At 32.9% G+C, this 21954-nt stretch carries 21 protein-coding genes; 15 read left to right on the forward strand and 6 right to left on the reverse strand.

Annotated elements, in window-relative coordinates; genetic code table 11:
* Positions 1–5: 5 nt before the first annotated feature.
* The 6 genes from PK35_RS06030 to PK35_RS06055 are packed head-to-tail and all read left to right on the forward strand — an operon-like array spanning position 6 to position 7042.
* Positions 6–1010, forward strand: a complete 1005-nt coding sequence (locus PK35_RS06030; RefSeq protein WP_131474397.1) for a hypothetical protein — start codon at positions 6–8, stop codon at positions 1008–1010.
* A gap of 4 nt (positions 1011–1014) precedes the next feature.
* On the forward strand, positions 1015–2133 hold the full coding sequence (locus tag PK35_RS06035; RefSeq protein ID WP_044625805.1) for a glycosyltransferase family 4 protein: 1119 nt from the start codon (positions 1015–1017) through the stop codon (positions 2131–2133).
* On the forward strand, positions 2134–3210 hold the full coding sequence (locus PK35_RS06040) for a glycosyltransferase (protein WP_044625806.1): 1077 nt from the start codon (positions 2134–2136) through the stop codon (positions 3208–3210). It begins immediately after the preceding gene.
* Complete coding sequence (locus PK35_RS06045; protein ID WP_238320891.1) at positions 3207–4583, forward strand: O-antigen ligase family protein; 1377 nt, start codon at positions 3207–3209, stop codon at positions 4581–4583. The genes PK35_RS06040 and PK35_RS06045 overlap by 4 nt, the downstream gene beginning before the upstream one ends.
* Entirely contained in the window at positions 4580–5593 is a 1014-nt protein-coding gene (locus tag PK35_RS06050; RefSeq protein WP_044625808.1) for a glycosyltransferase family 4 protein, read from the forward strand. Before PK35_RS06045 ends, PK35_RS06050 begins: the two co-directional genes overlap by 4 nt.
* A gap of 57 nt (positions 5594–5650) precedes the next feature.
* A complete protein-coding gene (locus tag PK35_RS06055; RefSeq protein ID WP_044625809.1) occupies positions 5651–7042 on the forward strand; it encodes an exopolysaccharide biosynthesis polyprenyl glycosylphosphotransferase in 1392 nt (463 codons plus the stop codon).
* A gap of 12 nt (positions 7043–7054) precedes the next feature.
* On the opposite strand, the gene PK35_RS06060 is transcribed toward PK35_RS06055, so the two are convergent.
* Together PK35_RS06060 and PK35_RS06065 are read right to left on the reverse strand one after the other, a co-directional pair.
* A complete protein-coding gene (locus PK35_RS06060) occupies positions 7055–8230 on the reverse strand; it encodes a lipoprotein N-acyltransferase Lnb domain-containing protein (protein WP_044625810.1) in 1176 nt (391 codons plus the stop codon).
* Positions 8231–8260: 30 nt separating this feature from the next.
* The gene (locus PK35_RS06065; RefSeq protein ID WP_044625811.1) at positions 8261–9331 is read right to left on the reverse strand and encodes a putative type IX sorting system protein PorV2; all 1071 of its coding nucleotides are present in this window, start codon (positions 9329–9331) and stop codon (positions 8261–8263) included.
* A gap of 115 nt (positions 9332–9446) precedes the next feature.
* On the opposite strand from PK35_RS06065, the gene pssA reads away from it, so the two are divergent.
* From pssA to PK35_RS06080, 3 genes are read left to right on the forward strand one after another with little or no spacing between them, the layout of a single operon-like run.
* The gene (gene pssA, locus PK35_RS06070; RefSeq protein WP_044625812.1) at positions 9447–10148 is read left to right on the forward strand and encodes a CDP-diacylglycerol--serine O-phosphatidyltransferase; all 702 of its coding nucleotides are present in this window, start codon (positions 9447–9449) and stop codon (positions 10146–10148) included.
* Positions 10149–10157: 9 nt separating this feature from the next.
* Positions 10158–10964, forward strand: coding sequence for a TerC family protein (locus tag PK35_RS06075; RefSeq protein WP_044625813.1), 807 nt, complete (start codon positions 10158–10160; stop codon positions 10962–10964).
* A gap of 26 nt (positions 10965–10990) precedes the next feature.
* A complete protein-coding gene (locus PK35_RS06080; protein WP_052825900.1) occupies positions 10991–12589 on the forward strand; it encodes a PQQ-dependent sugar dehydrogenase in 1599 nt (532 codons plus the stop codon).
* A 489-nt stretch (positions 12590–13078) separates the two neighbouring features.
* On the opposite strand, the gene lptB is transcribed toward PK35_RS06080, so the two are convergent.
* Genes lptB through PK35_RS06100 form a run of 3 tightly spaced genes read right to left on the reverse strand, consistent with a single transcriptional unit; the run spans position 13079 to position 15636 of the window.
* Positions 13079–13819, reverse strand: coding sequence for an LPS export ABC transporter ATP-binding protein (gene lptB / locus PK35_RS06090; protein WP_044625815.1), 741 nt, complete (start codon positions 13817–13819; stop codon positions 13079–13081).
* A 27-nt stretch (positions 13820–13846) separates the two neighbouring features.
* The gene (tatC, locus tag PK35_RS06095) at positions 13847–14671 is read right to left on the reverse strand and encodes a twin-arginine translocase subunit TatC (RefSeq protein ID WP_044625816.1); all 825 of its coding nucleotides are present in this window, start codon (positions 14669–14671) and stop codon (positions 13847–13849) included.
* A complete protein-coding gene (locus PK35_RS06100) occupies positions 14671–15636 on the reverse strand; it encodes a KpsF/GutQ family sugar-phosphate isomerase (RefSeq protein WP_044625817.1) in 966 nt (321 codons plus the stop codon). Before PK35_RS06100 ends, tatC begins: the two co-directional genes overlap by 1 nt.
* 182 nt (positions 15637–15818) lie before the next feature.
* Here PK35_RS06100 and recQ point away from each other — a divergent pair, with 182 nt between their 5' ends.
* From recQ to PK35_RS06125, 5 genes are all read left to right on the forward strand, one after another.
* A complete protein-coding gene (gene recQ / locus PK35_RS06105) occupies positions 15819–18020 on the forward strand; it encodes a DNA helicase RecQ (RefSeq protein WP_044625818.1) in 2202 nt (733 codons plus the stop codon).
* Positions 18021–18361: 341 nt separating this feature from the next.
* Entirely contained in the window at positions 18362–19294 is a 933-nt protein-coding gene (locus tag PK35_RS06110; RefSeq protein ID WP_044625819.1) for a peptidylprolyl isomerase, read from the forward strand.
* Positions 19295–19396: 102 nt separating this feature from the next.
* On the forward strand, positions 19397–19822 hold the full coding sequence (locus tag PK35_RS06115) for a hypothetical protein (protein WP_044625820.1): 426 nt from the start codon (positions 19397–19399) through the stop codon (positions 19820–19822).
* Positions 19823–19831: 9 nt separating this feature from the next.
* Positions 19832–20371, forward strand: coding sequence for a YfiT family bacillithiol transferase (locus tag PK35_RS06120; protein WP_044625821.1), 540 nt, complete (start codon positions 19832–19834; stop codon positions 20369–20371).
* 10 nt (positions 20372–20381) lie between these two features.
* On the forward strand, positions 20382–20864 hold the full coding sequence (locus PK35_RS06125; protein ID WP_044625822.1) for a GNAT family N-acetyltransferase: 483 nt from the start codon (positions 20382–20384) through the stop codon (positions 20862–20864).
* Positions 20865–21012: 148 nt separating this feature from the next.
* On the opposite strand, the gene PK35_RS06130 is transcribed toward PK35_RS06125, so the two are convergent.
* Positions 21013–21570 (reverse strand): thioredoxin family protein, encoded by a 558-nt coding sequence (locus PK35_RS06130; RefSeq protein WP_044625823.1) that lies wholly within the window; start codon positions 21568–21570, stop codon positions 21013–21015.
* A 48-nt stretch (positions 21571–21618) separates the two neighbouring features.
* Here PK35_RS06130 and PK35_RS06135 point away from each other — a divergent pair, with 48 nt between their 5' ends.
* On the forward strand, positions 21619–21954 hold the full coding sequence (locus PK35_RS06135; RefSeq protein WP_044625824.1) for a tRNA-binding protein: 336 nt from the start codon (positions 21619–21621) through the stop codon (positions 21952–21954).

The following is a 21954-nucleotide window of genomic DNA, read 5'->3' on the forward strand; positions in this document are numbered from 1 at the left end:
TATTTATGAAGTTAGAATTATCAGTCTGGACGCATCATTTAACACATTTAGTGTATTCCTATTTTTACTATTGTAAGCATCATAAAATGGGAACAGAGATTGTTTATAATCCAAAGATTAAATATAATTCGGCCAAATTAACCGTACAAAACAAAACCATTCTTTTCGATTATTCCGATGACACAAAGTTTATTGATGCTTCAGATAATTTCGACTATTATTTTAAGCGGTCGTTATTAAAAAAGGATCAATCCAAAAATGTATATCCAGTAAATTTTAATGTTCCATTGGCTTATAAAAGTTATCAGCTTTTATTAAAATTAAATAACGACTTATTGTTTCATAAATTCAATAGAACAGAATTAGGTAGGGCTTTAGATGTTTTTGGCTGGTTTACAAACTCAGGCCACGGTACTTTAGATATTAAAAATTATCCTAAAAAAGTTTCCGATTTTGGAGGAAACATCATTTATTATACCCGATTGTGGAATCCAGATAACAATCCTAATCCAGATGAAAAGGAGCGGAGAACGTTACAAAATGAATTTAGGATTAATGCATGTAGAATATTAAAAAAGGAATTTAAAAATGTAGAAGTGGGTTTATACGCCGATGATTTATCAAATAAAATAGCTTCAGATTTAGTATTGCCACCTTCAAAATCTAATAAAAAGAGTTATTTAAAAAAATTATCGAAATTTAATATCGGTATTGCAGACGATGGTTTAAAAAATACTCCAGGTTGGAAAATTGGCGAGTATTTGCTTTTTGGTAAATCAGTTGTAACAACACCTTTAAATGTTTGTATTGACGATTTTTATGAAGGTGTAAATTATTCAAAAGTGTCTTCTCGTTCGGCTTATAACGAGCTTCCCGATAAAATTGAACGTTTGTTGGAAAATAAAAACTATTTAAAAATGTGTGAAGCTAATTTTATATGGAGCAGAAATTATATCCACCCTAAAAACTATTTGTCTCGTATTTTAAAAGTTGCCGAATTATCTGAATAACACCATGACTTTTCTAATCATCACACACGTAAAACACAAATTTAAAGGGCAATCTATTTTAGGTTACGCGCCTTATGTACGTGAGATGAATATTTGGATGAAATATGTAGATGAAGTTATTATTGTAGCCCCAAAAACCTCCGAAAATATTTCAGCAATCGATTTAAATTATGAGCATGACAACATTAAGTTTGTTGAAATTCCAGCAATACAATTTACAAGCCTAAAACACATTTTTTTATCACTTCTTAACTTGCCGTTAATTTTATGGTCCATTTTTAAATCGAGTAAAAAAGCCAATCATTTGCATTTAAGATGCCCAGGAAATATTGGTTTGTTGGGCTGTTTGGTTCAAATATTGTTTCCAAAAACACCAAAAACGGCAAAATATGCCGGAAATTGGGATCCTAAGTCCAATCAACCATTAAGTTACAGATTGCAAAAGCGTATTTTAAGCAATACTTTTTTAACCAAAAACATGCAGGTTTTAGTGTACGGAAAATGGCCAAATCAAACTAAAAACATAAAACCTTTTTTCACAGCCTCTTTTACAGAAGATGAAAAAGAAATAGTTAAATGTAGAAATTATACATCAAAACTTAAATTCATCTTTTTAGGAAGTTTAGTGTCTGGAAAGCGACCATTATTAGCTGTAAAAATAGTTGAAGCGTTAATTAACAAGGGGTTCAACGTATCATTCGATTTGTATGGAGCAGGCATTTTAAAGGAAGAATTACAAGAATATATTGATGCCAATAATATAAGTCAACAAGTAAAATTATTAGGAAACCAGCAGAAAGATGTTATAAAAACAGCCTTAAACGAAGCTCATTTTTTAATATTGCCGTCGAAGTCTGAAGGTTGGCCAAAAGCCTTGGCTGAAGCTATGTTTTTTGGAACTATTCCAATTTCAACTTCAATTTCTTGCGTGCCATTTATGTTAAATTATGGTAAGCGCGGTATTTTAATTAATCCAGATGTAGCTTCGGCTGTCGAAAAAATTGATTCCTTTTTAAACAAGCCAGAAGAACTGCAAGAAATGTCTAAATTAGCATCAAAATGGTCGCAAAGTTATACTTTAAATACCTTCGAGACCGAAATTGTTAAATTGTTACAGGCATAAATGCGAGTTTTACAACTTATTGATTCATTAGAAACAGGAGGCGCAGAGCGCGTTGCCGTTAATTTGGCAAATGCTTTATCAAAAAACATGGCGTTTTCGGCAATTTGTGCTACACGAAAAGAAGGTTTATTAAAAAAGGAAATTAAACCAGAAGTTAAATTTCTTTTCCTCGCTAAAACAAAAACTATTGATGTTAAGGCCGTTAAAAAGTTAAATTCTTTTATAAAATCGAATCAAATTGAAATTATACATGCACATTCTTCATCTTTTTTTTTAGCAAGTATAATAAAGCTTTTTAACAGTAAAATTAAAATTGTTTGGCACGACCATTATGGAAATGCCGAGTTTTTAGAACACAGAAACTTTAAAGTTTTAAAAGTATTTTCAAGGTTGTTTTCGCATATTTTTACGGTAAATACAACACTTGAAACTTGGGTAAAAGCAAATTTAAAGCATAAAAATGTATCCTATTTACCTAATTTTGCAACCTTAAACAAAACAATAAAAGTAACCCAATTAGCTGGCGAATCTGGAATGCGCATAGTTTGTTTGGCTAATTTTAGGGCGCAAAAGGATCATGTAACCTTAATAAACGCTTTTAAAGAAGTTGTAGAAAAGCATAAAAGTTGGACTTTACATTGTGTTGGTAAAAGTTTTAACGATAATTATTATTCTCATATAAAATCTGAAATTGAAAAACTTAAACTTGAGCAAAATGTGTTTTTGTACGAGCAAAAAAGCGATGTTTATAATATTTTAACTCAGTGTGAAATAGGAGTGCTATCATCAAAATCTGAAGGTTTACCCATTGCAATTTTAGAGTATGGTATTGCCGGTTTGGCGGTGGTTGCTACTAATGTTGGAGAAATAGGAGATGTTATTTTAAATCATTCAAATGGTGTTTTAGTTAATTCAAATTCGGTTAATGCTTTGGCTCAAGCCATGTTGTTGTATATTGAGAACGAAGCATTGCGTTTAAACCATGCTAAACTGTTTTCAAAACATATTGAAGCTCATTATTCCGAGGCATCGCAAACAAAAGCAATAATTAAAACATACAAACAATTACTTGGTTGAATAATTTTAGTTACATAAAAAAAATAGGGTTTCATGTATTACTTGGGTTAGCCATTTATGCCTTGTCCTTTTTGTCTAAAGTGTATTTATTTGGCATTGTTGTGTATTTTGTCAATCAAATTTTAACGGCAAAACCTTCACAAAAGCCTGTTCAAGTATTAATGGCTTGTGCTTATGTTGTTGGTTCGGAGGTCTTTATTAGAATGACGGGAGGGAATGTGTTATACGAAGCGTCGAAGTACTTGGTTATCTTGTTTGTTTTTATGGGACTTTTTACTACCCGATTATCCAGCCAGCCATTGGGGTATATTGCGTATTTATTTTTGTTATTGCCAGGTATAATTGTAGCGGGACTTAATGCGAGTCCTGGCTCAAATTTAAGAACCGATATTGCATTTAATCTCAGTGGGCCAGTGTGTTTAGGTGTTGTTGCTTTATTTTGTTATAAACGAAAAATTAGTTTTCAAAACTTAAACAAGGTTTTGTTGTATATGGCGTTGCCGTTAATATCAATGACCATTTATTTGTTTTTTTACACTCCAGATATTAAAGAAACCGTTACTGGTACGGGGTCGAATTTTGCGGCTTCTGGTGGTTTTGGTCCCAATCAAGTATCCACCGTTTTGGGTTTAGGTATGTTTGTGCTTACGGCACGCTTTTTTATGTTGTCGCCTAATATTTTTTTAAAAATTATTTCAGGAACTCTTTTAGCAGCCATGAGTTTTAGAGGTGTTGTAACCTTTAGTCGCGGTGGTGTTTTAACCGCTTTGTTTATGATTGCGGCATATTTGTTTTTTTACTTTAAAAAAGTAAATATTAAAGCTAAAATTAGAATTACTAGGTTAGTGATTATTTTTGGGGCAATGGCATTATCGGTTTGGTTAGTTTCGTCGTTACAAACGGGTGGGTTAATTGAAAATAGATATGCAAATAGAGATGCTTTAGGTAGAGAAAAAGAAGATGTTACCACTGGTAGAAGTGATTTAATTTCGTTTGAATTTAATGAATTTTTAAACAATCCAGTTGTTGGCGTAGGTGTAGGAAAAATAAAAGTACTTCGCGAGCAAAAAGAAGGTATTTTGGCAGCATCGCACAACGAGGTGACTCGTATTTTGGCGGAACATGGTTTATTTGGTGTTTTGGCTTTTTCAATTTTATTATTAGTACCAATGATTTTTCGATTTAGAAATAAAAACAATGTATTTTTCTATTCATTTTATTTGTTTTGGTTTTTAACAATTAATCATTCTGCAATGCGAATTGCTGCTCCAGCCTTTGTGTATGGCTTAAGTTTACTAGATGTTAGGTTTAAATCGAATCGTGCAAAACGACCGAATTCACCAAAATTGATAAATACTAGAACAAATTCGTGAAACATATTGTTTACATAGGAAATAAGGCAAATGCTGCTTTAAAAACTAATCTGTCTTCCATTGATGTATTATCGAATTTGTTGGCGGCTGAAGGTTTTTTGGTAACATCGGCATCGCATAAGCGAAATATAGTGTTACGTATGCTTCATATGTTGTATGTATGCTTCAAAAATCGAAAAACGGCTCACTATGTTTTAATTGATACTTACAGTACATTAAATTTCTACTATGCTTTTTTTATTAGCATGTTTTGTAGAATTTTAAAGTTAAAATATATTCCAATTTTACATGGAGGTAATTTGCCAAAACGATTACAATCTTCAGCTAAACTTTCAAAATATATTTTCAATAATGCTTATGTTAATGTGGCGCCTTCGGCATATATGGAAGATAGGTTTAGGAGTTTTGGTTATTCTAATATAATTAATATTCCCAATTTTATAGAGATTGAAAATTACACGTTTAAAGCCAGACAATTTAATACTATTAAACTGCTTTGGGTGCGGTCTTTTTCAAAAATCTATAATCCTATTTTAGCATTAAAAGTTTTAAAAGCCTTAAAGGATGAAGGTATTGATGCATCCTTATGTATGGTTGGGCCAGACGTTAATGGTAATTTAATGGAAGCAAAAAAAATAACCGAAAGCGAAAATTTAAATGTAACCTTTACAGGAAAGTTAGGTAAAACAGAATGGATTAAAATGGCCAAAAATTATAACATTTTTATAAATACTACCAATTTCGATAATATGCCTGTAAGCGTTATTGAAGCTATGGCGTTGGGGTTGCCAGTAATATCCACAAATGTTGGTGGTTTACCTTTTTTAATTCAGCAGGAAAAAACAGGTATTTTGGTAGCGCCTAATACTGTTGATGCTTTTGTTTTTAATATTAAAAAATTGACTGCTAACCCTAATTATGCGGCCACATTAGCTGTTGAAGCAAGAAATTATGTTGAAAATTTTAGTTGGGAAGTGGTTAAAAAACAGTGGATTAAACTTCTTAAATAATCAAAAGCAGATTAAAATAACTTATTTATCTTTATCGCTTCAAACTAACGCTAATTAATGCCTAAAACTAGTTTACATTTTAACCTCTCGGAACGTAAAATTTTGCTTCGCGTGTTCGATGTGCTGTTTATTCTATTTTTCCTTTTTTTTGTTAGCAATACATTTGCTTTCGATTATTTTACAATAACTAAAGATAGATGGGCTTGGGTTGTGGTATTAATTATTTATGTTTCGGTTTTTGGAAGCATTTTTGAAATGTACGATTTGCAAAAATCGAGTAAAATTGAAAAAATTTCGTCAAGTATAGTATTTACGGTGTCTATTACAGTATTGTTTTATTTGTTAACACCCTTTTTTACTCCAGAATTACCAGCTAATCGTCTTCAAATTTTGTTTTTCTTTTTCTCGATGCTATTAGCTCTTTTTTCATGGCGTTATATTTATAGTAATTTTATTGAATCGCCTCGGTTTTTTAAAAGAGTTTTAATAATTGGTGAGACTTCTAATATTGAGACAATAATTGATGCGTTTAAAAAATCTGATCCAAATTATAAGATTGTTGGTTTTATTAATTGTGAATTAAAGAATCAGGAAAAAATTAAATTTAAAGGTATTAAAGAATATGGTCCAGACCAGATTCATAATGTAATTGCTAGCAAAGGTGTTGGCGAAATAGTCATTGCTAGTTATAATTCCGAAAGTATAACATCAGATCTCTATTATAAACTAATTAGGCTGCTGGAGTCTGGATTTCCAATAAAGGAATATACACAGGTGTACGAAGAATTAACCCAACGTGTACCAGTGCAATTTGTGGGAAAAGATTTTTATAAATATTTTCCGTTTAGCCGAAGCAATCAAAATAAATTGTATTTGTTTTTTCATCGTGCATTCGATTTGGTGATGGCTTTTATAGGTGTTGGTGTGGCCTTGATTTTTTTACCGTTAATTTTAATAGGAAATGCCTTTGGTAACCGTGGGAAACTGTTTTATACGCAAGAGCGCGTTGGTAAAAACGGAAAGTTGTTTAAAATTATTAAATACCGAACCATGATTAAAAACGCCGAAGCAAAAGGCGCAGTTTGGGCACAAAAGGGCGATTCTAGAATTACACCATTTGGTAAGTTTTTAAGATATTCACGTTTAGATGAAATGCCTCAATTTTTAAATATTTTGCGTGGCGATATGAGTTTTATTGGGCCTCGACCTGAACGCCCGTTTTTTGTAAAAGAACTGTCGCAAATGCTTCCATTTTACGAAACAAGACATATTATTAAACCTGGTTTAACCGGTTGGGCGCAAGTAAAGACGCGTTATGGTGCTTCGGTTGATGATAGTTTGTTAAAACTGCAATACGATTTGTACTATATTAAACGAAGAAGCTTTTTTCTAGATATTATTATCTTGATTAAAACATTTAGTACGGTAATTTATTTTAGAGGGCAGTAGTAGTTAAATTTACTAGTTTTTATTTGAATAATGTTGGATTAAAAAGATATACCTTACCATTAAAGCAATAAGCAAAGGTATTAACCCAATAGCAAAAACTTGTACCCCAATAATCCAATGCAAGGTTAAAAGGCAAAGCATGATGATTAAAAACTTAATGTAATTTTTAAACCAAGCATTTATTTTTTTCTTGAAAAATTGACCAATAACAAACATATTAAGTGCAAATGCCCAAAGTAAGTTGTAGTTGTTATGCGTGCTTTGGTGATCCGTTGCAAACCAAAGGAGTAAAATAAAAATACCAACTAAGCCAGTTATTACAAATAGGCTTATATCTAGCCATTTACTTTGTGTTTTGTTTTTGTAATTTTTATAGGTGATGAAAATGATGAACAAACTTATAATGCCGAGAACAAACAACGGACTAACTACAAAAGAATCGCTAGATTTTGTTGGCATTTTATCAAATAGTAAATGACTTTTTTTGACTAAAGGTTCTCCATTATTAATAGTGGCATTTTCAAAAAATAAATGAATGTTTTTGGGTAGAAACATCTGTTCCTCTGGTGTTGCTTTTTGGTCTATTACACTGCCAAGAGCAATATCAATACCTAAGCTGCCCCAAGAATTTCGGTTTAAGTTTTCTTGAATTAAGTTTCTAAAAGTAGCATCGTTATAATCATTAGGAAGGTTAAAAACAATGTTGTTATTAGTGTTTTTTTGAGCGACATCTTTAATTTTTGTAGCACAATTATCGAAAAAGAAATCGTATAAATAGGCACGATTTTCTGGTTTGTAATTGTTTACTAAATAGTTATAAAGCGCCTGTTTTTGGTGTTGTTTCAGGTTTAAAACCTGTTCTTTAAGCGAACGGTTATAATAATCGCGATAAATTAAATAAAATCGGTTAAAGTTAGTTTCGCTTATCAGGTAATTAAGTTTTCCCTGGGCAAATTTTAAATAAAAGTTGGGCGCATCAAAATCGTATTCACCATAACCGTAGGTTACATCTAAGTTTAAGGCACGATCTTTAATTCTAAAAGCGCTATGGCCAAAGGCATCACTTAAATTATTTCCAGGGCCAACTGTTAAAACACTAATTTCGGCTTGATTAGATAAGGTTAAATTTTGACTAAAAAGAGCTTCAAACGAACAAAAAATAAATAAAAGTAGTAACGAATTTTTCATTAAGATTTAATTTGAAATTTAACCTGCTGTTTATCTAAACATACTAAAATCGAGTTTCAATGAAAATACGTTAGAGTACAAGGCTACACTTTGGTCGCCAATATCGGTAAAGGCATAATCTATTTGAATACCACTGTATTTAAAACCTACACCAAAAGTAGGTTGAAAGCTGAGTTGCTCGGTATTGTCAATTTGCATTTCATTTTGAAAATTCCCCATTCCAGCTCGTAAATATACCATATCGATATAGCCAAATTCGAAACCTAAGGCGGGATTTATACTTGCTATCGAGGTTGAAATTATATCGTTGTTTTCTTCAAAACGCACATTTAAATTAAAGGCGGTTAAGAGGGTGTAGTCATAATTAAAGTCAACTAATTTCGATATTCCTATTTGTAGTTTAGGAATGGTAATTTCTGTGGTTTCGGGTAATTCTTGGTTCTGGCCCTCAACCGCATCTTGTACGGTTGCAAATTCTTCTTCATCAATAGCCCAAGCATTAAAAGTTGTGGTTATGTCTCGTGCCATAATACCGAATTTCCAATTATTATTCGATTCAAATTGAATACCCGCATCTAAACCAAATCCCCACGACGAGGCAAAATCGCCAATTATGCGTCGTATCACTTTAGCGTTAACACCGTAATTCAATCCTTGAAGCGGTAAAGCTCTAGCGTACGAAAATGTTAATCCGTAATCGGCTGTCGAGAATAAACTAATTCTATCGTAATTAATATTGCCTTCATCATCAATCAGTTGGGTAGTGTTTAAAATATCATCAACTGCAAAACGGATGAGTGAAATACCAACCGCACTTTGTCTGTCTAAAGGCATGGCATAGGCAATATAATCGTAGTTCGCAATATTGGCAAAATAACTGGAGTGCATTAATGCTAACTGATTGTCCTCAAGTTTTAATAATCCCGCCGGATTCCAATAACCCGAATTTACATCAGAAGAATGCGACGTAACCGCATTGCTCATTCCCAAAGCGGCAGCATCGACACCTATAGTCATAAACTCGTTAGAATATTTCCTAACAGCTTGACTAAATACCAGTGTTGAAAGTAGAATAAATAATGCGGTTAAGTTAGTTTTCAATGCTAATTTTTTACAAAGATGCACATAATATTTAAACCTATAAACTTGAATTTTTTCGAGTTATTGTTTTAGACGAAATTTGTTTACTATTTTTACAACACTAAAATTTAACTCAATGAAAAAAGCCATACCCAATGCGCTAACTTTAATGAATTTATTCTGCGGATGCGTTGCGGTAATATTTGTAGTTAATAACCAGTTTGTAACGGCTGCTCTTTTTGTGTTTTTAGGCATATTTTTCGATTTTTTTGATGGTTTCGCGGCAAGAAAACTTAACGTACAAAGCGAATTAGGTTTACAGCTAGATTCACTTGCCGATGTAGTAACAAGTGGTGTTGTACCAGGTTTAGTCATTTACAAATTGCTGCAAATTGCTAATTTAAGCTGGGACGAATTTCATTTAATACCTTATTTAGGTTTAGCAATAACGTTGGCTTCGGCGTATCGTTTAGCCAAATTTAATATTGATGATGAACAACAAACGTATTTTAAAGGTTTGCCAACTCCCGCAAATGCATTATTAATTGTATCATTTCCCCTTATTTTAGAGTTTCAGAATAACGATTTAATTAACGCTATAATTTTAAATAAATGGTTTTTAGTGGCAATTACTGTGGTAAGTTGTTACTTGTTAAATGCCAACATTAAATTGTTTGCATTAAAATTTAAAAATTTTGGATTTAAGGATAACGCCATTCGATACATATTTTTAATACTGTGTTTGGTGTTAATTGTGGTATTACAATTTGCGGCTATTCCGCTTATTATATTGTTATATATTAGTCTTTCAGTAATAAATAATTTTTCATCAAAATAAAAACCACCTATGTTAGAAAACATTTTTACGCTATTAATGCTTGTTATGTTGCAAGCGGTATTAGGGTTCGATAACCTATTGTATATTTCTTTAGAAAGTAAAAAAGCGCCGGTCGAAGAGCAAAAATCAGTAAGAAAAAAAGGCATTTTAATAGCTATTGTATTACGCATTGTTTTACTTTTTGTTTTGGTCTCCGTAATCGATTTTTTTCAAGAACCTTTTTCGTTTTTAACAGCCGAAATAAAGGATATCGCCAAATTTGCGTTTAATGGGCACAGTTTAATTGTTTTAGCTGGTGGCGGATTTATTATTTATACCGCAATTAAGGAAATTTGGCACATGATTTCTATAAAAGACTTAGAACATGATGTTGAAGGCGATGCAGGCAAAAGCAAAAAAACTGCCAATGCAGTAATAGTGAGTATTGTAATTATGAATTTGGTGTTTTCGTTCGATTCTATTTTGGCAGCCATTGGTTTAACTAGCGATATAGAAAATAGTACAACGGCCTTTATTATTATGGCCATTGCCATAGTTTGTAGTGGTTTATTAATGTTACTACTTGCCGATAAAATCTCGGTATTTTTAGCTAAAAATCGTATGTACGAAGTACTCGGTTTATTCATCCTATTTATTGTGGGCATTATGTTAGTAACGGAAGGCGGACATTTAGCACATCTTGAATTATTCGGGAATCATATTGTGCCAATGAGTAAAACAACCTTCTATTTTGTACTTTTTGTTCTTGTTGTTGTAGATGTAGTACAAGGCCGTTACCAGAAGAAATTATTAGCAGAACAGGAGAAGCGCAAATAAGCGTATACCAACTAAACTAAACCACCATGAAAAACCATTTATTTTATATTTTATTAGCAAGTGTATACTCTGTATTAGGCCAAACACCAGTTAGTTCGGGTACAGATTGGAATGTTTCAAACCTTGTAGTTAATAATACTTTAAATAGGCCAAATACGCTTTTATTTGCGCCAGATGGAAATTTATGGGTTACAGAGCGCCAAGGTAAAAAAGTAACTAAAATTGATGTGGTTACTGGAGCAACAACAGAATTGTTAAATTTATCGGGTAAGGTGTACCAATCTTTAAGTCAAGATGGTTTAATGGGAATGGCAATTCATCCAGATTTGTACGCGAATTTAAATACTACTACAAATAACTATGTGTATGTGTTGTATACTTATGATGCTGATTCTGGTTCGGGAGTCGATTCTAGATTTAGAATTGAACGCTATAATTACATAGAATCTAGTGGAATTCTAGATGGTACAAGTGCTTTTACTGTTATTGAAGCTATTCCAGCAGGTACCGATCATAATTCAGGTAAAATTGTTATCGGCCCAGATTTAAAATTGTATTGGACTATTGGTGATTTTGGAAATAACCGTGGCGGAAAAGCTTGTAACGAAATAAGATCTCAATATTTACCATCGAGTCCTTCTGATTTTTCAGATTATAAAGGGAAAATTTTCAGATTAAATTTAGATGGTAGTATTCCAACCGATAATCCTGTTTTAAATGGAGTACAAAGCTATGTGTATGCTTACGGATTTAGAAACGCGCAAGGATTAGCTTTTGGTCAGAACGGAAAACTCTACGCCTCAGAACATGGCGATAAAACCGACGATGAGTTAAATATTATTGAATCTGGAAAAAATTACGGTTGGCCCTTAATTGCTGGTTATAATGACGATATGGGGTATGCATATTGCAACTGGTCTGCGTATCCATCAAATTGTAATGCGTATAGTAATGTTATTGCGAATTGCCCAGAATCGGCTATTGATGAGTCGGTTTCGGCTGCAAATATGCCCAATTTTATGCCTCCAATTGGTACGTATAACAGTACGCTTGCTACAGAGCCAACAGCTGGAAGTTCTTCGGGTTGGCCAACAGTAGCACCGTCAAGTATTGCGGTTTATGAAGGTGGTAAAATTCCAAATTGGGGCACTTCATTGTTAATTCCAACGTTAAAAACAGGCTTAATTATAAGAGCTAAGTTAAATACCGATGGCTCTGCTTTAGAAGATGGCGTTTATGAAGAATTTCATTCAGACAGCGAACGGTTTCGTGATGTAGTAATTCATTCCAACGGACTTATTATTTATGCCATAACCGATAACGGTGCGGTTGTTAAGTTGGAGTTTGTAGGTGAGCCATTAGGTGTCGATAACTTTACTAATAATGTGTTTTCGTTATTCCCAAACCCTGCAAGTCATCATTTAAACATTTCATTGAACGCGAATAGTTCTGAAGCATATCAAATTAAAATTTATAATTTAAACGGACAGGTTTTAAAAATGAAAAATATAAGTTCTCAAACTAGAAATATTGACGTTTCAAATTATGTTAATGGGGTTTATTTTGTAGAACTATTGAAAAACAAAAAAGTAGTCGCGCATAAAAAAGTGATCATTTCAAAATAAGATTTCTAAATTTTTTACCGAGAAGTTTACCATATTTTATTTAAAGAGAAAAATATAGAATAATGTTAATGTGAACATGGGTATGAGCAAAATTGAAATGGAGTAAAAAGAATAATAAAACTTATACCTATCGAAATTACCGTTGTTTTTTACCCAAATACCATCAGATAATTCGTTTCTGTAAATTTGAAAAGGTTCGTTTTTGAAAATAAACTTAAAAATGAATGTGATTAATTTAATAATTGCGATAAGCGCAAGCGGAATTGCTGTAAAAAAAATACACTCAAAATTTTGTAAATAATTCCAGTTGATTATTTCCATGAAGCAACCAATAGAAAACATTAAAAGAGCCATTTTTAAGTAATTAAAAAAGTATTTTTTCTCTTTTAAATCTTCAGAACATGTAATAATTATAACACTGAAAATTTGAAATAAAAACAAAATCATGTAAAAATAGATTTCATTTAATTTCATAATAAAAAAGTGGCTTTATTCCCTAATCTTCTTCTTACGAAGTTCAAAGTTTTGACCTAGGTATACCTTTCTAACCATTTCGTCGTTGGCTAATTCTTCAGGTTCGCCGGCTTTGAGAATACTACCTTCAAACATTAAATACGTTCTATCCGTAATGGCAAGAGTTTCTTGTACGTTGTGGTCGGTAATTAAAATGCCAATATTTTTCTTGGTAAGTTGTGCAACTATCCGCTGAATGTCTTCAACAGCAACAGGGTCTACACCAGCAAAAGGTTCATCGAGTAAAATAAAACTCGGATCTGTGGCTAGGGCACGAGCAATTTCGGTACGACGACGCTCACCTCCAGAAAGTAAATCGCCTCTGTTTTTGCGAATATGCCCAAGGCTAAATTCTTCAATAAGCGATTCCATTTTATGTACCTGTTCTTTTTTACTCAATTTAGTAAGTTGCAATACGCTTAAAATATTGTCTTCAATACTTAATTTTCTAAATACTGATGCTTCCTGAGCCAAATAGCCAATACCGTTTTGGGCACGTTTGTACATAGGATATTTAGTAATTTCGGTATTGTCTAGGTAAATATGCCCACCATTAGGTTTAATAAGTCCAACAATCATGTAAAACGATGTGGTTTTTCCAGCTCCATTAGGCCCTAAAAGTCCAACAATTTCACCTTGTTCTACTTTAAGTGAAACATCTTTTACTACTTTTCGTCCGCTGTAGGACTTCATTAAATTATCGGCTCTTAAAATCATAATTACAATAACGTGAATTTTAATTAATTATTGGAGGCTTTTTTCGGCTTTACGCTGATTTCTAACCACAATTCTAGAAATATAAATACTTACTTGGTACAATATTAAAATAGGAATGGCAACAATTACTTGGCTTGCAATATCTGGAGGCGTAATAACTGCTGAAAGAATTAAAACAATTACCAATGCATATTTGCGGTAGGTTTTTAAAATTTCGGGGGTTACCAAACCAATTTTTGTTAAAAAATAAATGATGATGGGTAACTCGAATATTAAACCTGATGCCAATGCAGACGATCGTACTAAAGCAATATACGAACTAATGTCAATTTGGTTATCAACGACTTCTGAAACACTATAATTTGCTAAAAAGTTAATTGATAATGGCGTAACAATGAAGTAGCCAAATAGCACACCAATAAAAAATAATAGCGATGAAATAATAATAAATCCACGAGAATGTCTGCGTTCTTTGTCATGCAAACCGGGGCTAATAAAATGCCAAAGTTGATAAATAACATAAGGAAACGAAATAATAAAACCACCTAAAATGGCTGTCCAAATATCGGCAGAGAATTGGCCGGCCATGGTACGGTTTTGTATAATCATCGGGATTTTTTCGGCACAAAATGTCGTGTCTACATTTATAAATGTTGCCGCTTCGCATAAAAAATGATAGGTAGGAAAACTCATTTTTAAAGGCGCAAATATGATATCGTCAAAAATAAATCGGCTAAAAATAAAAGCTAATGTTGCCACAATAATAACAGCAATACAAATACGAATTAAGTGCCAGCGTAAGTCTTCAAGATGATCGAGAAACGACATCTCATTTATGTTTTTTTGTGCCATTAAATTATGCCTTCTTTTATTAAATCGTGTAAATGTACAATGCCTGCGTATTTACCGTTTTCTTCAACTAATAATTGGGTAATATCGTGAATTTCCATAAGCTCTAAAGCATCAACCGCCATAGCATCAACATTAATAGTTTTCGGGCTTGTACCCATAATATCTTTTGCTGTTAGCGCCGAAAAATCATTGGTTTTACTAAGCATTCTACGTAAATCGCCATCAGTAATAATACCAATAATTTTATCATTTTCAATCACCGCAGTAACACCAAGCATTTTTGCCGAAATTTCAATAATTACATTTTTTATATTGGTATCGCTAGTAACTTGAGGTTTTTGGTTTTCGGTAGAAATGTCTTTAACTCGTAAATATAGCTTTTTACCTAACGCACCACCAGGGTGATATTTGGCAAAGTCCTCGCTTGAAAATCCACGTAAATTAAGTAACGAAATCGCCAGTGCATCACCCATAACTAATTGTGCCGTAGTACTTGTTGTTGGTGCTAAATTATTTGGGCAAGCTTCTTTTTCAACATAAGTATTTAACACAAAATTGGCTTGTTTTGCCAAAAAGGAGTTTTCGTTACCAGTAATGGCAATCATCTTGTTTTCGCCGCGTTTAATTAAAGGAACAAGAACCTTAATTTCTGGGGTGTTTCCGCTTTTTGAAATACAAATAACAACATCATCTTTTAAAATTAATCCTAAATCGCCATGAATGGCATCGGCAGCATGCATATAAACGGCTGGAGTTCCTGTAGAGTTTAAAGTCGCTACAATTTTACTGGCAATAATAGCGCTTTTGCCAACACCAGTAATAATTACCCTACCTTTAGAGTTGTATATTAGCTTTACGGCTTTAGCAAAATCTTCATTAAGTAAACTCGATAAGTTTAAAATGGCACTCGCTTCGGCTTCAATAGTTTGTTTGGCTACATCAACAATTGAGGTATATTCGTTCAAAGTTTAAGATTTTATTGCGTTTTTAAAGATTTTGTTATCTTTATAGATGCGCAAATTTAATTTTTGTGTAAATTAGATTTGCGATACAAAACTAACGAAAAAAACTATGAGGGTTCTTCAAATGTATTATTAAATTTAATAGTACATTTTGTAATTAAACATTAAATTAATTTAAACGATTCATGTCTGTAGACAAAACTGACTTACAAGCGTCACTTAAAAAATATTTCGGATTTAGTACATTTAAAGGTCTCCAAGAAAATGTTGTAAAAAGTATATTATCGGGTACACATACATTTGTAATAATGCCAACTGGCGGAGGTAAATCGTTATGTTACCAGTTGCCGGCACTAATGCAAGAAGGTACTGCCATTGTAGTTTCTCCATTAATTGCTTTAATGAAAAATCAAGTTGATGCTATTAGAGGCGTATCAAATGAAGAAGGAATAGCCCATGTTTTAAACTCGTCTCTCAATAAAACCGAGGTAAAACGTGTAAAAGAAGATATTGTTAATGGTGTAACCAAGTTGCTTTATGTCGCTCCAGAATCGCTTACCAAAGATGAAAATGTCGATTTTTTAAAATCGGTAAAAATATCGTTTTTAGCTATTGATGAAGCGCATTGTATAAGTGAATGGGGACACGATTTTCGTCCTGAATATCGAAACCTGAGACAAATTATTGGACGCATTGGCGAAAATATTCCCATTATTGGTTTAACCGCAACAGCCACACCTAAAGTACAAGAAGATATTATTAAAAATTTAGGTATAACAGGTGCAAATACCTTTAAAGCCTCGTTTAATAGGCCGAATTTATATTATGAAGTAAGACCAAAAACTAAAAATGTTGATGCCGATATAATCCGATTTATTAAACAAAACGAAGGTAAATCGGGCATTGTATATTGTTTAAGTCGAAAACGTGTGGAAGAGTTAGCACAAGTACTTCAAGTAAATGGAATTAATGCAGTGCCTTATCACGCAGGTTTAGATGCTAAAACACGATCGAGCCATCAAGATAAATTCCTAATGGAAGACGTAGATGTCGTGGTGGCAACCATAGCTTTTGGAATGGGGATTGACAAACCCGATGTGCGTTTTGTAATACATCACGATATACCAAAAAGTATAGAAAGTTATTACCAAGAAACAGGTAGAGCAGGGCGCGATGGTGGCGAAGGCCATTGTTTGGCATTTTATTCGTACAAGGATATTGAAAAACTCGAAAAATTTATGTCGGGTAAACCTGTTGCCGAACAAGAAATTGGACAGGCTTTACTACAAGAAATGGTCGCTTTTGCCGAAACTTCGGTGTCTCGTAGAAAGTTTATTTTGCATTATTTTGGAGAAGAATTCGATAACGAAACAGGTGAAGGTGGCGATATGGACGATAATGTTCGTAACCCTAAAATGCAACACGAAGCTCAAGATGAGGTTAAGTTGCTTATTGAAACTGTTTTTAATACCAACGAAAAATACAAGTCTAAAGATTTAGTAAATGTTTTAGTAGGAAGCGAAAATGCACTCATAAATTCGCATAAAACTAACGAACAACCATTTTTTGGCGCAGGGAAAAACCAAGAGAAAAAATACTGGATGGCCTTATTGAGACAAGTACTTGTTTCGGGACATTTAAGAAAAGATATTGAAACTTATGGCGTTATAAAACTTACCGATGCAGGGCAAGATTTTATTAAAAGCCCAGAATCGTTTATGATGACCGAAGACCATGAGTTTAGCGAAGAGCAGGACGATTCAATTATTACCAATGCAAAAAGTGCGGGCGCTGCTGCCGATGAGGTTTTAATGGGTATGCTTAAAGATTTAAGAAAGAAAAATGCTAAAAAATTAGGTGTACCGCCATTTGTTATTTTTCAAGATCCTTCACTTGAAGATATGGCACTTAAATATCCTGTAAATTTAACCGAATTAGGTAATGTGCATGGTGTTGGTGACGGTAAAGCCAAAAAATATGGTAAAGATTTTGTTGCACTTATAGCCAAGTATGTTGAAGATAACGATATTACAAGACCCGATGATTTAGTAGTAAAGTCAACGGGTTCAAACTCTGCTAATAAACTTTATATTATACAAAATATTGATAGAAAATTGCCATTAGACGATATTGCTTCAGCCAAAGGATTATCGATGGAAGAGTTTATAAAGCAAATGGAAGCTATTGTGTATTCTGGTACTAAACTTAATATCGATTATTGGATTGATGATATTTTAGATGAAGATCAGCAAGAAGAAATCCATGATTACTTTATGGAATCGGAAACCGATAATATAAAAGTTGCTATTGATGAATTTGATGGTGATTACGATGATGAAGAGCTTCGTTTATACCGTATTAAATTTATAAGCGAGGTAGCGAATTGATGGTATTTAGTGTTGAGTAGGCAGTGGGCAGTCGCAGTTTTCAGTTTTCAGTTGCAGTCTCAGTATTCAGTAGGCAGTCACAGTATTCAGTAGTATTGGAATTTGGATTTTTCCATAGTTAAATATTATTAAGTTTTAATTCACATTTCAAACTTTGCTCCTTTGTGTCTCTGCGAGCTTTATAGTTTGGAGTATTTATTTTGGAATTTCTTCTGGATGATCGGTTTCTTTAAAATATAAAGTAAATTGTATTACATTGTTTTTCAGTATAAAAAATCTTCTAGCATCTAGTTTCTGTCTTCAAATAGCATTTCCTATCTTTGCAGCCTAAAATTAAAAAAATGAAAGACGGATTATACGCAAAATTCAATACAACAAAAGGCGAAATTTTAGTAGCTTTAGAATATAAGAAAACACCAGGAACCGTTGGTAACTTTGTTGCTTTGGCTGAAGGAAATTTAGAAAATAAAGTAAAACCTCAAGGTACACCATATTATAATGGTTTAAAATTTCACCGAGTAATTCCAGATTTTATGATTCAAGGTGGTTGTCCTCAAGGTACAGGTTCTGGAAATCCAGGTTACCAGTTTGATGATGAGTTTCACCCAGATTTAAAACACGATGGCCCAGGCGTATTATCTATGGCAAATGCAGGCCCAGGAACTAATGGAAGTCAGTTTTTTATCACCCATGTTGAAACCCCTTGGTTAGATAATAATCACACTGTTTTTGGTAAAGTTGTAGAAGGGCAAGATGTTGTTGATGCTATTGCCCAAGGTGATGTAATTGATACTTTAGAAATTGTAAAAGTTGGGGCAGAAGCAGAAGCATTTAACGCGGTTGAAGCTTTTAGAACTTTTGAAGGCGCAAGAGAAAAACGTATTGAAGCTGAAAAAAAAGCAGCTGAGGCAGAATTAGATAAGTTAGCAACAGGTTTTAGTAAAACCGAAAGTGGTTTACGTTACCAAATTATTCAAGAAGGAAATGGTAAAAAGGCCGAAAAAGGTAAAACGGTTTCGGTACATTACAAGGGGCAACTTGCAGACGGTACGGTATTCGATTCTTCATACAAGCGCAATGCACCAATCGATTTTCCACTTGGTATGGGACAAGTTATTTCTGGTTGGGACGAAGGTATTCAGCTTTTAAAAGTTGGTGACAAAGCCCGATTAGTAATTCCTAGTCATTTAGGTTATGGCTCTCGTGGTGCAGGTGGTGTTATTCCTCCTAATGCAACTTTAGTTTTTGATGTTGAACTAATGGACGTAAAATAAGGTTATTTTTATACAAACTGTTAAAGTACCTAACTCTTTAGGTACTTTTTGTTTTTTATAAAATATTTTATTTACTTTTAGTTTGAATGAAATTATAGCGCGATGAGGAGTGTGAAAAATTCTCGTTTTTATAACGAGATTCTTGAGGAATTTAAATATTCGTTTGGTGAATTGTATGTGTTTCAGGGATATGTTATTTCCGAAATATATGAAGGCGAAACTATTGGTTGGGAGTGTGGCGAGCAAATGGTTAAAGATGTGTCTAGCTTTTTAAATACTAATGGAGGAGATTTAATTTTTATTACAAATAGAATTAATTCTTATTCGGTTATTGCTTCAGATTGGTTAAAGTTTTTTAAACATAGTTACTCGTTAAAATCGTACTTTGTGGTGTCTAGTAACTCTGTAGGTACACTAAATTCTACCATCGAAAAATTATTTTTTAAAAAGAAGATTAGGCATTTTAATAGTTTAGATGAAGCCATACTTGAGGCTAAATCTATGTTGGTAGAATCTTTTGATAAATAGATATATTTTATGGAACATTTAGAGTTGCTTAAATATCCAATAGGAACATTTAAGTGTCCAGATAATATCACTGAAAAGGATGTTTTAAATTGGACACTTGAACTTGAAAGCTTTCCTAATAAATTTGAAAAGTTAGTAGAAAACTTAACCGATTTGCAACTCGATACACCTTATCGACCCGATGGTTGGACGGTTAGGCAAGTGGTGCATCATGTGTCCGATAGTCATCATCACAGTTACACGCGTTTTAAATGGGCTTTAACCGAAGATAAACCCATTATAAAAGCTTATTTTGAAGATCGTTGGGCAGCACTTTTCGATACCAAAACAGCACCAATACAAATGTCGCTTCAGCATTTAAAAGCCATTCATTTTAAGTTGGTTTATTTAATTCGCGGTTTAAAACCATCCGATTTAAAAAAGGTTTTTGTCCATCCTGAAACCAATTCCGAAATACCTTTAGACTATAATATTGGCAACTATGCATGGCATGGAAATCACCATTATGCGCATATTGAAAATTTGCTAAAGCTAAACCAATGGATTTAAATTTTAACCTGTGATACGACCTTTTAAAGCTGAGGATATACCACAAATTTTAGAAATTTATAACTACTACGTTTTAAATTCTACGGCGACTTTCGATTTAGAAATCTCTACAATTGATGCTTTTAAAGACAAACTTTTAGGAATTCAAGCAGACTTTCCTTTTTATGTTTTTGAAGCAGAAAACCAAATTTTAGGTTATGCCTACGCCAGTAAGTTTAGGCCAAGACCCGCTTATAATGGCACTGTAGAATCTACTGTTTATGTAAAACACGATGCTCATGGTAAACAAATAGGCTCGTTGCTTTACACTAAACTAATCGAGCAACTTAAACAAAAAAAATATCATACAGTTTTAGGTGTGTTAACTATTCCTAATGCGTCGAGTATTAAATTACACGAAAAATTTGGTTTTAAACAGGTAGCAGAATTACAAGAAGTTGGTTTTAAGTTTGGTGAGTGGCAAAATGTTGGGTTTTGGCAACTTAAACTTTAATTCCTTGAAACTTTCAAAATAGCATCTAAAAAAGGTAATAAAAATAAGTGATTGTCTTCTTGAGCGCAGTCGAAAGAACTTAAAAAAAGATGTTTTTTCAATTAAATCTTTATAAAATAAAAGTGAAGTTATATTAAAATCCTCATTTTTACTTTTTCCATTTAATATTACAGCCAATACTAGGCTTTTGAGGCGCTTCGTTTTGCTTACCATTAAGTAAACAATTTATTGCATGTTTCAAATCGGTGCCAGTAACAGGTAAATTATTTCCAGGTCTAGAATCATCAAGCTGACCGCGATAAACGAGTTTCAAATCATCATCAAATAAATAAAAATCGGGTGTGCAAGCAGCATCATAAGCTTTAGCAATTTCTTGGGTTTCATCGTATAAATAAGGAAAGGGGTAGTTGTTAGCTTTAGCATGAATGGTCATTTTATCGGGTGCATCTTGTGGATAATTAGCAACATCGTTACTAGAAATAGCGATAAAATTTATACCGTCTTCCGCGAAAGCGTTAGCCAAATCTACTACCATTTTATTTACATGAATAACAAAAGGGCAGTGGTTGCAAATAAACATAATTACTGTGCCTTTATCACCTTTTAATTTAGATAGTGAAAGTGTTTTTTGTGAAATAGTATCTGGTAAGCTAAAAGCAGGAGCTTTAGTTCGTAACGGAAGCATATTTGAAGGTGTGTTGGCCATTTTTTATTTATTTGATTCAAATTTCGTGATTATTTGTATTTTTAAAAAATGAATGATACAATAACTTTTGAAGATTTTACGAAAGTAGATTTACGAGTAGGTACTATAATTGAAGTAAACGACTTCCCTGAAGCACGAAACCCAGCCTATCAATTACATATTGATTTTGGTGATTTGGGTATTAAAAAATCTTCAGCGCAAATAACAACATTGTACACGAAAGAAGATTTGTTGCAAAAGCAAATTGTTGCGGTGGTTAATTTTCCTAAAAAGCAAATTGCGAAATTTATGAGTGAATGTTTGGTGGTTGGCGCTGTAAACGGTAAAGATGTGATGTTGTTAAACCCAGAACATAAGGTTAAAAACGGAAGCATTGTGTCTTAA

It is taken from the genome of Neotamlana nanhaiensis (assembly GCF_000943555.1).
GTDB lineage: Bacteria > Bacteroidota > Bacteroidia > Flavobacteriales > Flavobacteriaceae > Neotamlana > Neotamlana nanhaiensis.